The organism is Streptomyces sp. NPDC049687 (genome assembly GCF_044465285.1).
Taxonomy (GTDB): Bacteria; Actinomycetota; Actinomycetes; order Streptomycetales; family Streptomycetaceae; genus Streptomyces.
The window spans coordinates 45,114-57,706 of sequence record NZ_JBITLN010000022.1 but is presented as its reverse complement, the minus strand read 5'-3'; the positions used below and the strand labels follow the sequence as shown (position 1 = coordinate 57,706).

Below are 12,593 nucleotides of genomic sequence, written 5' to 3'. Positions count from 1 at the left end.
TTCAAAGTCGTGCTGCGACGCGGATCAGATCGGCGACTGTACGAAGGTGGCTGTGCGGCGGCCAGGCGATCACCGTTGTCACGGGCGGAGCGTCCAGCACCGGTACGGCGGCAAGGTCCTGGCGCAGGTCGGCGCCGGCCGACTCGGGAATGACCGCGGTGGTACGGCCGAGCGCGATCAGCTGGAAGAGCTGTGTCAGGTTCCGTACCTCCGCGCCCGGCCCTTCCGGGTAGTTGCCGCCCGGACCGGGCCAGCGGGCCATCGGGAGCGTTGGCAGGGTGGTGACGTCGGCCATCCGGACCTTGGAGCGGCCGGCGAGCGGGTGTGAGGCCGGCAGGATCGCGACCTGCCCCTCGGTGTACAGGGTTTCGGTGTCGAGCCCGGCTGCCGAGTCGAAGGGCAGGTGGAGCAGAGCCACGTCGGCTTGCCCGTCCTGCAGCAACTGCTGGTGCTGGTGTGCCTCGCAGAGCAGCAGATCGACGGTGGCTGCGCCGGGTTCCGCGGCGTAGGTGTCGAGCAGTTTCGTCAGCAGCTCGTCGGCGGTGCCGGATTTGGCGGCGAGGACGAGGCCGGGGTGTGCTGTCGCGGCCCGTCGGGTTCGCCGCTCAGCTGCGGTCACTGCGCTGAGGATCGTGTGTCCTTCGGCCAGCAGCACGGCTCCGGCCTCGGTGAGCGTGACCTTGCGGCTGGTGCGTTCCAGCAGTGCGATGCCGAGCCGCCGTTCGAGCTGGGTGATCGCGCGGGACAGGGGCGGCTGGGCTATCCCGAGGCGCTGGGCAGCCTTGCCGAAGTGCAGCTCCTCGGCGACGGCGACGAAGTACCGCAGCTCGCGTATTTCCATGAGTACAGGCTAATGACGGGCGGACGACTCATCGATATCGCTCGGGTATTGCTGCACTACCGAGATGGTGTTGGTGCCCGGCTGCAGGGCGGCCATGCTCGGTGTCATGAGCGAGAAGACGATCGCGCTGGTCACTGGCGCGAACAAGGGAATCGGGTATGAGATCGCGGCCGGGCTGGGTGCGCGGGGCTGGAGTGTCGGTGTCGGCGCCCGGGACGAGCGGCGCCGGGAGGACGCCGTGGCGAAGTTGCGCGCGGCTGGTGCCGACGCGTTCGGCGTACCCCTGGACGTGACCGACGGCGCGAGCGTGACCGCCGCGGTCCAACTGATCGAGGAGCGTGCGGGGCGGCTGGACGTACTGGTCAACAATGCCGGCATTGCCGGCGGCTGGCCGGAGGAACCCACGACCATCGACCTGGAGACCGTGCGGCGACTGGTGGAGACCAACGTCATCGGCGTCATCCGGGTCACCAGCGCGATGCTGCCGTTGCTGCGCCGTTCGGCGCACCCGCGGATCGTCAACCAGTCCAGCCACGTCGGCTCCCTGACACTGCAGACCACGCCCGGCGTCGACCTCGGAGGGATCAGCGGGGCCTACGCGCCGACGAAGACCTACCTCAACGCCGTCACCATCCAGTACGCCAAGGAGCTGAGCGGCACCAACATACTGATCAACAACGCCTGCCCCGGTTACGTGGCCACCGACCTCAACGGCTTCAGCGGGACCCAGACCCCCGAGCAGGGCGCGGCGATCGCCATCCGGCTGGCGGCCCTGCCGGACGACGGCCCGACCGGCCAGCTGTTCGACGAGAACGGGGCCGTGCCCTGGTGACCTTGGCCTGACCTTCGGATCGGTGACTCGGGCGCGAAGCGGGTCTTGGGCAGGGCGCGGCTGTTCCGCCAGCGGAGACAGGCGGCGATGGCGGCGTGTGGCTCATCGACCATCTCCTCGGTGAGCAGCGGGGCGCTGGCGGTGATCCGTCCGACGCGCGGCACATCCTCCGGTAGCTCAGGTTGGTGCCAGGCGGCGTCAGGCTGAGGCGGATTCCCAAGTCAGCGCATGGTCGAGCGAGCTGGGGCACGACTGCATACCCGGGTATGTGGCGAGACTGATCAGCACGTCGAGTCGGCGGCCCGCGTCCTGCAATTCGGCGACCTTCGCTTTGATACGGGAACGCTCGTCGAGCAAGCGTTCCAGCAGCTCAGGGTCGACTTGGCGGGCATCGATGGCGGGCAGGAGGGTCGCGATCACGCGGCTGCCGAGGCCTGCTGCGTAGAGCTGCTGGATGATCCCCACACGGTCCACGGCCGACTCCGGATAGACGCGCTGACCGCTGGTCGTGCGCTGGGGCTGCAGCAGGCCCTGTTCCTCGTAGTAGCGCAGGGCGCGCGTGCTGACCCCGGCCTTGTTGGCCAGTTCGCCGATACGCATCGTGACTGCTCCTGCCGGCGACGCCGCCTGTCGCGACTTGCCCTTGACGTCAACGTGAAGTCTTAGCGTAGGGCGCTGCGGGGCGGAAACGAATCTCCCTCCGCCCACCGAAAGGAACGATCATGGATATTGCCGGTTCCACCGCACTCGTGACCGGAGCCAACCGCGGGATCGGTCGGCGCTTCGTCGACGAGCTCCTGGCCCGGGGAGCCAAGAAGGTCTATGCCACTGCTCGCCGCCCGGAGCTGATCGATACGTCCGACTCGCGGGTCACGCCGCTGTACCTGGACTTGCTGGACGAGAAATCGATCGCGGACGCAGCCGCAGCAGCGCAGGACGTTGCGGTACTGGTCAACAACGCCGGCATCGCGACCGGGGCGCAGCTGCTGACCGATGACTTGGACCAGATCCGGCAGGATCTGGAAACTCACCTCTTCGGTACGCTCCGGGTCATTCGCGCCTTCACTCCACACCTCGCTTCCAACGGCGCAGGAGCGATCGTGAACATTCTGTCCGTACTGTCGTGGGTCGCCACCCCCCAGGGATCGGGGTCCTACTCCGTGGCCAAGGCCGCGGAGTGGAACATGACCAACGGCGTGCGCGTGGAACTCGCCGATCAGAAGATCCTCGTCCAGGGCGTGCATCTGGGGGCCGCGGATACCGACATGATGGCGGGACGCGATGCCCCCAAGATCGACCCGGCCGAGGTGGCACGAGCCAGCCTCGACGGCGTGCAGGCCGGGGCCATCGAGGTGCTCGTCGACGACCCCAGCCGCTTCGTCAAGGCCGCCCTCTCAGGCGACCCTGCGCAGCTTTACAGCGTGCCGTCCGGGAACTGACCCGTCCCGGTGCGCCCAGACCGCGGCGCCGGTTCTCGCCCAGCACTGAGCGGGGCTCGGTGCCGGCTTGCGGCCACTTCGGACCAACCGGCGCCGCGGACATCAGGACACCGGCTGACTTGCCGTGGCCGATCGGGTGTGGCAGCGGTTGAGTGAGCAACTCGCCGACGAGAGGGCCCACGTCGGATCGCCGGTGGTTCAGGTGACGGGTCGGGCAGTGAGGGGGTCCCGGAGCGTGGGCCGGGAGTTTTGGAGTCCGCGTTGCCGGCGGACGGAAGGTCATATTCGGCGCGGTACGGCCCCGTCCTGCCAGCGGTAGAGATCGCGCAGCAGGGAAATCTCGGCGCCGTGATGGATCAGCTCCCTGTTGACGTGCAGGACGATGCCCTCCATGGGAAACCGCTCGGGACCCACCGTGGGCGGATTCTCCAGGTCAGCGTCCGAGAGCTCGCGGACCCCCGCGTTCCATCTCTCATACATCTCATCGAGCTGTTTCAGCGCCTCGTCAGCGGTCGCCGCGTAAGCGAATGTCTGGGAGTCGACGTCCTGGCCTCCGAAGTGCCATCCGACCCGATATCCCAGACAGGAGACGATGATGTGCGCCAGCCGCCAGGCAATCGTGGTCACCGGCGCCGGCACCGGGTCAGGGGACGCGGAATCCATCGTCCATTCCCCCGAACCTGCCGACATCGGTGCGGCCGACGAGCCACGTGGGCGGATGCTCCAGCAGCCACGCACCGGCTCCCAGAAGTACTCCTCATCGGCAAGACCGTGCAGCCGCGGCCGCAGGTTCTTGTGCCAGTGCCGGTCCAGCTGGTCCGCGATTCGCTCGCTTCTCGTCATTTCCGCACACTACATACAACGGAGACCTGGCTGCGCCCCTGGCGGACGCCGGCACCGAGAACATCAGCGCGTCTCTGACTCACGGCGTGCTGACGGTGCACGTCCCCGGGCACCAGGCCCAAGCATCGGATTCCAATCGGGTGAGGCGAGTCCGGGGCGGCGCGGAACCGGCCGCGCTTGACGACAAGTGCCCCGGGCGAAGGGAGGTCACGATGGACGTCCTGGTACTGATCGGCCGCATCCTGCTCGTGGGGTTGTTCCTCAGCTCCGCCGCCGGTCACCTCACGAGGACAAAGGCCATGGCCGGGTACGCATCCTCCCGGGGTGTCCCCGCCGCAGGTCCTGCCGTCTTCGCGAGCGGCCTGCTGCTCCTGGCGGGCGGCCTGAGCGTCCTGCTCGGGATCTGGGCCGACCTCGGGGCCCTGCTGCTGGCTGTGTTCCTGCTCCCCACCGCGTTGCTGATGCACGCCTTCTGGAAGGAGACAGACCCGCATGTCCGGCAGAACGAGCAGGTCCATTTCCTCAAAGACGTCTCCTTGGGCGGGGCGTGCCTGATGCTGCTGGCGCTGTTCTCGTACGCCGGTGCGGAGCTGGGCCTGACCATCACCGGCCCGTTGTTCGACGTCGGCTGACCGGGCCCGGGGGCCACGCACTGGCCGCGGCGGCCGGCGGACGGGCCCGCAGCGGTGCCAGTCCTCGCCACGAGGCTGCCTGAGCTGCGTCGGCATCGGCCCGGCAGGCTGGCCGGACGGGCGGGTGCGCGGGGCATCGCCGACCATGCCATGCCCACGCAAGTCTGGCCTTCGTACACGCCGCGCTGCGGCGTCCCCGTCACCCGCACAGCGCAGTCCGGCCACCGTCCCCCTTCGGCATCGAGCCGCAGACCGGCGCACCGACGGGTTCCCTCCCCGCTGTGGCTCACCAGGCGCGGTGGGCGACAGCTCGCGCAGGATGGTGCCTGTTGCCCGGCCGTGCCTTTCCGCCTGCGGCGCAACGCTGCCCATTCCTCGTTCTTTCAGGGAGCATCCTATGGCTGTGACAACGGAGGAACTCGTACCGATGCTGGAGGATGCGCGCCAGGCGCATGCCGCGGTCCTCGACCGGTTCCGTGCGGATGTGGCGGTCACGCCGCCGGGACCGCACCGGCAGCTGCTCGAGCGTCATACCGATGAGGTGGAGGAGAGTGTCGACCTCATCCAGCACCAGGTGCGCCGACTCCAGCGGCGGGGCCTCGTCGGCTCGGCGGCTGCTACGGCGCGGTTCGTCGCGCGGGGCGTGGCGGGCACGGCGCTGCTGCCGCTGCGGGCCGGTTCAAAAATCGTGACGGGGATCGTGTACGGCACGGGTCCGGCCGATGCGCGGCAGCTGCTGAGGAACACGGAGGAGGAATACGCGGCCGCGGCGCGGGCGCTGGCGGCGTCGCGGGCGGGTGAGGTCCTCGCCGAAGGGGTGGATGACCAGGCAGCCGCCGATGCGCTCGGCTCGGTCCGCCGCCAGGACGAGGAACTGCTGCAGGCACTGGAGCACAGCCTCGCCGAGCACGCCCGCGCCGTGGCCACGCGCACCAACGGCTCCCGGCCGGCCCAGGGCCGCGGCGGCGCTCTGGCCGACGCGGCAGGCCAGGCGGTGCGGGGCGCTTTCGAACGTGCTCGCGAGATGACGCTGCGCGGCGGCCGACAGGCTGGGGGTGCGGCCGAGGGCGCGCTGCGGGAGACGGCTCAGCCCGGCCGCATGGCTGAGGAAGTTCAGGGAGTGGTCACGCGGGAGGAGGATCTGCCGATTGCCGGGTTCAGCCAGCTCAGTACTGAGAAGATCCAGCAGCGGCTGCGCACGCTGTCTCAGTCGGAGCTGACGGTGATCGAGGGCTACGAGCGCGCGCATGCCCACCGCAAGGGGGTGCTGGAGGCGATCGAGCGGATGCGCGGCAGTGAGCCGTGGGACGGCTACGACGCCATGGGCCCGGCCGAGATCGCCGCGCGGCTGCAGGACGCCCCCTCCGGGGTGGCGCGTCAGGTGAGGGAGTACGAGCGGCGCCACCGGCAACGCCTGGACGTCATCTCCGCCGCTGAGGCCCGCATCCCCAGCAGCTGACCGGGCACAAAAGGAAGCCGCCCCGGGGCACTCATGTATGCGGGTCCCGGGGCGGCACACACCGGCGTGGGCCCGCCTGCCGCGCGTGCTACTGCCTGTGGGGCGGGGCACGTCGCGCGGCGGCCCGGGCTGGGCCTGTGCGTGGTGCGGTCACTCGCCGGTCGTGATCTCGATGTTGCCCAGGCGCCCGAAGAGGTCGTTGAATTCGGCGAGCGGGTCCATGGTCCAGCCGGGGAACCGCCGTTCGCCGAGCCGGGACGTGCCGCGTCGTACAGGCAGTGTCATCGCCTTCACCTCCGCACACGCTGTGGTTTCGTACCTTTTGCGAAGTTCCCCCACGGTTGAGGCTGACACCGGCCGGCGCCCCTCGAATTCGCGCCGGCACATCGTGCGCCGGCGAGCCGAGCGGCATCCCGATCGACTCCTCCGCAGGAGTGGAGGTCCCTCCTGCCGGCACGGCCCGCAGCGGCCGACGCCCCGGGGCAGCCATGCGGGTGACACCTACTGGCGCGGCGACGTGCACGAGTGCCTGCGCGAGTATCGCACCCTCGCGACCAGCACGTTCCTCGCGCACGCCGTCGCCCTCATCGTGCCGCGCTCCGCTCAGTGCAGGGCCGTCCTCAGAGTGGAGCGGGGGGGTGGGTGGCGGTGCCCGTGCACCGGCGCCGAGAGATCACTTGTCATGAGGGCTGCGGCTCGCCGGTCCCGGGCGTGGCCGGCTGCGGCCGGCCGAAGAGCAGGTCGTAGCCCGGTGGCAGCTGCAGGAGGACTCTGCCCATCAGGTCTTCGCCCGCGGCATCGGCCGCGACGCTGAGCACCGCGCTGACATCCCAGGTCGCTGTCTGTTCGGTGGCTCCCTCGATCCATGCCGCTGTGGCCCGGATGAACCGCTCCGGGGAGAGCGGTTCACGCGCCTGGAGCGGGTTGAGCAGCACCATGGCGAACGTTTCGGGGAGCCGGGCTGCCAGCTCGGCTCGTGCCTCACCCACCAGGTGTGCGCCCAGGAGGGCGAGTACGACGCGGGCGGCCCGCTCCGCCTCCTGCGGTGTGCTGTACTCACCCCGCTCCTGCACCGCTGTCAGGAACCCGTCCCACTGCATGCGCATGGAATGCCTCCCTGGTCCATGCGGGTCGACCGATCGCGGCAGGCACTGACGCTGCATGGTGGCCCCGCCGTGATCGTTGGCCGCCACTGGTTTCACCTTCAGGACTGCCGACCTCGGGGTCAGCCCCTGCTACCGCTGAGGGACGGCGAGTTCACGACCCTGGTAGAAGCCTTCCTGCTCCTCGGCGACGTACGGGGCCATTTTGGCGCGCCGCTGCGCCTCGGGCTCGGAGGCCCGCCAGGAATCGCACGCCTCCTTGGAATCCCAGAAGGAGACGCCGGTGATCTCCAGTCCGTCCTCGGACCAGTAAGCGAAGGCGCGGCGCAGACCCTCGGGGTAGGGTTCCGGCTGCCACGCCCCCTCGAATTGCTCCAGGGTGCCTGGCCGAAGGCGGCGCGTGGTCACCCAGACAAAGTGCTCCTCCATCACGTCCTCCTTGCAGCGCCGTTCAGCTTGCCGCCCCCCCCTGAAGTTGCCGGGACGTCAGGTGACGCTGCCGGTGCTTCCGGCGAAGCCGGGACCGGCGAGCCGAGCAAAGGTGTCGTGGTCCATCTTGGTTCCTTCCGGCCGGGGCAGGCCGCAGACAGGTGGGCGGCACGCCGACGTGCTCCCGGGGGCGAGTCCGAGGGCGTCTTCCCTTTCAGCATCGCGCCGATGCCCTCATCGCGCATACGGCGGGCGACGCCGGTGACGTGCGCGTGGGCTGGCCTCGGTCGGCAAAGCGGTCAGGACTGCGCCCGAACAAGCGCCCAGCTCCATATCGGGCAGTCAGCCACCGCTTTCCGCGAAGGGCGACAGAGCCGGTGCGCGCCTGGCGCGCGGCGCCAGAAGCCGTATCGATGCCACCATGAATCTTCCCTCCCTTCGGCATGCCAACAGTCCCCAGGGGTGAGCCCCAGGGCGCCGCACGCTGCAGGCGCCCACCAGGGGCAAGCGCATGCGCTGAACCCGCCGAACCCGGCGCCCGGGATGCTGCTGCACCCCGCTCACCCGTGCCGGGCAGCCGAACCTGCGCCGGCGACTGCTTGTCTGCTGCTTGCTGGGGGCCGGGGGGAGACCTACCCGGCCGGTGGTGGTTCGGCGACCTCTGCCTGAGCGGGCCGCAGCAGCTGGTCACCGACCCGGTAGCCAGGGCGCAGGATCGAGGTGCAGGTGGGCTGTGCAATGTGGTCGGAGTGGGTACAGGAGACGGCCTCGTGCACGGCGGGGTCGAAGAGGTCGCCCACCGCGCCGAAGGACTCGAGCCCCAGGGCCGCGAGTTCCCTCTGAAGTAGGTCGGTGACGCGCCGGAAACCGCCGGTGACCTCTCCTTGCTTGCGGGCCTGATCGACGGCGTCGAGGACAGGCAGGAAACGGGCGAGCACGTTGGCCACGGCGATCTCGCCGACCGCGCGGCGGTCGCGGCTCACCCGCTTGCGGTAGTGCTCGTACTCGGATTGCAGGCGCTGCAGGTCCGCGATGCGGTCACGCAACTGGGTCCGCAGGTCATCGGCTTCGCCTGCGGCCGAGTCCGCCTTCCGGACGGGTTCGATGTCGCCGCCGCGGCGGGGCTCCAGGCTGGTGCCTGGCGCCCGCCGCCGGTTGTCCCGGATGAGCGACAGCGGGTGCTCGCCGGGTCGGTGGGTGTCGCTCGGGCGAGTCATCCGGTGCCCTCCTGCCGCTTGTCGTCGTCGACGATCTCAGCGTCGACGACGTCCTCGTCCTGCCCGGCGGTGCCTGCCCCGCCACCGTCGGCACCGGAGGCGGCCTGCTGCCGGCCCTGCGCCTGCTGTGCCTGGGCGTACATGACGGTGCCCACCTTCTGGGCCGCGGCGGTGACCTTGTCGGCGGCCTGCCGCAGGGTCGCGGTGTCGGTCGATTCCGCCTTCAGCGCCTCCTTCAGCTCCGTCAGCGCGCCGTCGACCTCGGCCTTGACGTCACCGGGGATCTTGTCGGCGTTGTCGGTGAGCAGCCTCTCGGTCTGGTAGGCGACCTGTTCGGCCTGGTTGCGGGTTTCGGCGGCCTCGCGGCGGCGCCGGTCCTCCTCGGCGTGCTGCTCGGCCTCGCGCATCATGCGGTCGATGTCGTCCTTCGCCAGCGAGGAGCCGCCGGTGACCGTCATGCGCTGCTCCTTGCCGGTGCCCAGGTCCTTGGCGGAGACGTGCGTGATGCCGTTGGCGTCGATGTCGAAGGTGACCTCGATCTGCGGCATCCCGCGCGGGGCCGGCGGCAGGCCGGTCAGCTCGAACACGCCGAGCTTCTTGTTGTACGCCGCGATCTCACGCTCACCCTGGTAGACCTGGATCTGCACCGACGGCTGGTTGTCCTCCGCGGTGGTGAAGATCTCCGAACGCTTCGTCGGGATCGTGGTGTTGCGCTCGATCAGCTTGGTCATGATGCCGCCCTTGGTCTCGATACCGAGGGACAGCGGCGTGACGTCCAGCAGCAGGACGTCCTTGACCTCGCCCTTGAGGACACCGGCCTGCAGGGCGGCGCCGACAGCGACGACCTCGTCGGGGTTGACGCCCTTGTGCGGGTCCTTGCCGGTCAGCTCCCGCACCAGCTCGGTCACCGCCGGCATCCGCGTCGAGCCGCCGACCAGGATGACGTGGTCGATGTCGGACACCCTGATCCCGGCGTCCTTGATCGCGTTGTGGAACGGGCCCTTGCACCGATCCAGCAGATCACTGGTCATCTGCCGGAACTGGGCCCGGGTGAGCTTCTCCTCCAGATGCAGCGGCCCTTCGGCGGAGGCGGTGATGTACGGCAGGTTGATCGTCGTCTCCGACGAGGACGACAGCTCGATCTTGGCCCGCTCGGCGGCCTCGCGCAGCCGCTGCACGGCCATCTTGTCCTTGCCCAGGTCGACGCCGTAGTTGTTCTTGAACTGCTTGACCAGGTGATCGACGATCCGCTGGTCCCAGTCGTCGCCGCCCAGGTGGGTGTCGCCGTTGGTGGCCTTGACCTCGACCACGCCCTCGCCGATCTCCAGCAGCGACACGTCGAAGGTGCCGCCACCGAGGTCGAAGACCAGCACTGTCTGGTCGTTCTCCTTGTCCAGGCCGTAGGCCAGGGCGGCGGACGTGGGCTCGTTGATGATCCGCAGGACCTTCAGCCCGGCGATCTCCCCGGCTTCCTTGGTCGCGGTGCGCTGGGAGTCGTTGAAGTACGCCGGCACGGTGATGACCGCGTCCGTGACGTCTTCACCGAGGTACCCCTCCGCGTCCCGCTTGAGCTTCTGCAGCACCCGCGCGGAGATCTCCTGTGCCGTGTACTTCTTGCCGTCGATGCTTCCCGTCTCCGGGAACCGCCAGTTCGCGTCGCCCATGTGGCGCTTGACGGAACGCACGGTGCGCTCCACGTTGGTGACCGCCTGACGCTTGGCCACCTCACCGACCAGCACCTCGCCGCTCTTGGCGAAAGCGACCACCGACGGGGTGGTCCGCGCCCCTTCCGTGTTGGTGATGACCGTGGGCTCGCCGCCCTCCAGCACGCAGACGACCGAGTTCGTAGTGCCGAGGTCGATTCCCACTGCACGTGCCATGGTCCTCTCCTCCATCTGCATCCCAGCTAACAATCTGTATAAAGTTCACGTCTCGGACTGTCGAGAAATTCCCGTTTCGACCTCCTTGGGTGCTTTGGTGACGGGCGGAACGTAGTCGCCCGCGAGCGTGCGGTCCCACCATGCGCCGGTCGAGCGCAGCTGGCTCCAGGTGGTGAACCGGTAGAGGTAGAGGCGAGCCCGGACGTAGGTGGGCGGTGCAGCGGGGAACGGATTACCGCGCAGCAGTCGCAGCACAGCCCGGTTGCCGTCGAGGAGCGCGAGGAGAAGGGCCGCGAACCAGGACGCCGCGTAGGCCGGGGACAGGGCGGCGAACCACATCAGCCAGTCGAGACGCAGGTGGTAAGGGGCCACCTGCCGTGGCAGACGCCGCACCTCCCCCGGCTTGCCCTTGAAGCCGTATTCCTTCCACACCGTGGCATCGGTGAGCTCCGGCTCGTCCGTGCCCTCGACGACCACCTCGTAGCGCTCCCGGCCGACGCTGCCGAAGGCGCCGTAGGTGTTGACCAGGTGCAGCGGGGTGAAGGAGGCGTTCATCAGTTGGCGGCGGGAGAGCAGGTTGCGGGCCGGCCAGTAGCTCAGCACCGCCACCAGGAGCGTGACCCCCAGCACCGTCCCCTCGTACCACGCCGGTGTGGCCGCGAACTCGGACGGTGCGGGAAGGTCCAGCGCATCGGTGATGGCCGAGCCGCCGAGGACGGGCAATGCGAGCACGACCGTCAGCCAGTTCAGCCAAGCGAAGTTCCCGGACGCCACCAGCCACAGCTGGGTGACGATCATGAAGACAGCGGCCACGCTCGCCACCGGCTGCGGGGCGAACAGCGCGAACGGCACGACGACCTGGGCGACATGGTTGGCCGTGGCCTCCACCCGGTGCACCGACTTCGGCAGGTGGTGGAAGAACCAGCTCAGCGGGCCCGGCAGCGGCTGGGTCTCGTGGTGGTAGTAGAGGCAGGTCAGGTCGCGCCAGCAGGGATCACCGCGCAGCTTGATCAGCCCGGCCCCGAACTCCAGCCGGAACAGCAGCCACCGCAACAGGTACAGCACCAGCACCGGCGGAGCCACCTCGTCGTTGCCGATGAAGATCGCGAGAAAACCCGCTTCGAGCAGCAGCGACTCCCACATGAACGCGAACCACGTCTGGCCGACGTTGACGACCGACAGATACAGCGTCCACAGCACCGCCCACATCGGCATCGATGCCCACAGCGGCACGAGGTCGCCCGCTCCCGCCGCCAGAGCGGCGGACAGCGCTACTCCCGTCCAGGTCACGGCGGCGAAGAAGCGGTCGGAGTAGTGCAGGAGGAAAATGTTCGGCGCCTGCTGAGTACTAACTCCCCAGCAGAAGATCACCACAGCCCCTGAACAGCACCGCACCGACCGGCACGCCGCGCCGCCGCTGGAAGCAGGCGGCCATGAACAGCCCCAGCAAGGCACCGCGGCCGGGTAGGCCGCTGACCGCCGCTGACCGCCGCTGACCGCCGCTGAGGGCTTGCTTCCCGCCTCGCAGTCAGGACGACTCCACTCCCCCGGCACATCCTTCCCGGCTGCCGCCCGCCCCTCAGCCCGCGGCAGCCGGATCAGGCTTCCGAACGCCCATTTCCCAACCGCAGGGCCGCGCCGTGCCACTACTCCTGCCCTATGGGATGTGACGTGGCTCCTACGCGAGCTCTGCCCTGCCTGCACAGAATGAGGACTTTCCCCCTGTCATCGAGTCGACAGCCTTGCGAGAAGGAAGTCCGCACATGTCCGAGCACGTGCATGTTCGCATCAACCAGGGGCTGGGAGTCACCGAAAACGGTGAACTCGTAGAGCATTCCTCCTGCCGCTGCGGGGCCACCTGGACCCAGACCTACCAGGTGCCGGAAGAGAGCTCCGAGTAACCAAGGCGCCTTATCGC

At 69.1% G+C, this 12,593-nt stretch carries 13 protein-coding genes; 4 read left to right on the top strand and 9 right to left on the bottom strand.

Annotation, left to right across the window (positions count from 1 at the left end; translation table 11 throughout):
• Position 1: 1 nt before the first annotated feature.
• Positions 2-841: a LysR family transcriptional regulator gene (locus ACIBVL_RS40165; protein WP_399105668.1), complete on the bottom strand. Its 840-nt coding sequence runs from the start codon at positions 839-841 to the stop codon at positions 2-4.
• A gap of 94 nt (positions 842-935) precedes the next feature.
• Here ACIBVL_RS40165 and ACIBVL_RS40160 point away from each other — a divergent pair, with 94 nt between their 5' ends.
• Positions 936-1,673 carry an SDR family NAD(P)-dependent oxidoreductase gene (locus ACIBVL_RS40160; protein ID WP_399105744.1) on the top strand — a complete coding sequence of 246 codons (738 nt, stop codon included), beginning with the start codon at positions 936-938 and terminating at the stop codon, positions 1,671-1,673.
• A gap of 198 nt (positions 1,674-1,871) precedes the next feature.
• On the opposite strand, the gene ACIBVL_RS40155 is transcribed toward ACIBVL_RS40160, so the two are convergent.
• On the bottom strand, positions 1,872-2,273 hold the full coding sequence (locus tag ACIBVL_RS40155; RefSeq protein WP_399105666.1) for a MerR family transcriptional regulator: 402 nt from the start codon (positions 2,271-2,273) through the stop codon (positions 1,872-1,874).
• Positions 2,274-2,395: 122 nt separating this feature from the next.
• Here ACIBVL_RS40155 and ACIBVL_RS40150 point away from each other — a divergent pair, with 122 nt between their 5' ends.
• Positions 2,396-3,112, top strand: coding sequence for an SDR family oxidoreductase (locus ACIBVL_RS40150; RefSeq protein ID WP_399105664.1), 717 nt, complete (start codon positions 2,396-2,398; stop codon positions 3,110-3,112).
• Positions 3,113-3,391: 279 nt separating this feature from the next.
• Here the strand turns inward: ACIBVL_RS40150 and ACIBVL_RS40145 are convergent, their stop codons facing one another.
• A complete protein-coding gene (locus tag ACIBVL_RS40145; protein WP_399105663.1) occupies positions 3,392-3,955 on the bottom strand; it encodes a DinB family protein in 564 nt (187 codons plus the stop codon).
• Positions 3,956-4,167: 212 nt separating this feature from the next.
• Here ACIBVL_RS40145 and ACIBVL_RS40140 point away from each other — a divergent pair, with 212 nt between their 5' ends.
• Positions 4,168-4,587 (top strand): DoxX family membrane protein, encoded by a 420-nt coding sequence (locus ACIBVL_RS40140; protein ID WP_399105661.1) that lies wholly within the window; start codon positions 4,168-4,170, stop codon positions 4,585-4,587.
• Positions 4,588-4,984: 397 nt separating this feature from the next.
• Positions 4,985-6,046, top strand: a complete 1,062-nt coding sequence (locus tag ACIBVL_RS40135; RefSeq protein ID WP_399105659.1) for a hypothetical protein — start codon at positions 4,985-4,987, stop codon at positions 6,044-6,046.
• 150 nt (positions 6,047-6,196) lie between these two features.
• Here the strand turns inward: ACIBVL_RS40135 and ACIBVL_RS40130 are convergent, their stop codons facing one another.
• The 6 genes from ACIBVL_RS40130 to ACIBVL_RS40105 form a co-directional block, all read right to left on the bottom strand.
• Complete coding sequence (locus tag ACIBVL_RS40130; protein WP_399105657.1) at positions 6,197-6,331, bottom strand: hypothetical protein; 135 nt, start codon at positions 6,329-6,331, stop codon at positions 6,197-6,199.
• A gap of 395 nt (positions 6,332-6,726) precedes the next feature.
• Positions 6,727-7,152: a DUF2267 domain-containing protein gene (locus ACIBVL_RS40125; protein ID WP_399105655.1), complete on the bottom strand. Its 426-nt coding sequence runs from the start codon at positions 7,150-7,152 to the stop codon at positions 6,727-6,729.
• Between the two features lie 129 nt (positions 7,153-7,281).
• Positions 7,282-7,578, bottom strand: a complete 297-nt coding sequence (locus ACIBVL_RS40120) for a hypothetical protein (protein WP_399105653.1) — start codon at positions 7,576-7,578, stop codon at positions 7,282-7,284.
• A gap of 632 nt (positions 7,579-8,210) precedes the next feature.
• Positions 8,211-8,795, bottom strand: coding sequence for a nucleotide exchange factor GrpE (grpE, locus tag ACIBVL_RS40115; protein ID WP_399105651.1), 585 nt, complete (start codon positions 8,793-8,795; stop codon positions 8,211-8,213).
• On the bottom strand, positions 8,792-10,675 hold the full coding sequence (gene dnaK / locus ACIBVL_RS40110; protein ID WP_399105649.1) for a molecular chaperone DnaK: 1,884 nt from the start codon (positions 10,673-10,675) through the stop codon (positions 8,792-8,794). The genes grpE and dnaK overlap by 4 nt, the downstream gene beginning before the upstream one ends.
• A 45-nt stretch (positions 10,676-10,720) precedes the next feature.
• Positions 10,721-12,046, bottom strand: a complete 1,326-nt coding sequence (locus ACIBVL_RS40105) for a lipase maturation factor family protein (RefSeq protein ID WP_399105647.1) — start codon at positions 12,044-12,046, stop codon at positions 10,721-10,723.
• Positions 12,047-12,593 lie beyond the last annotated feature (547 nt).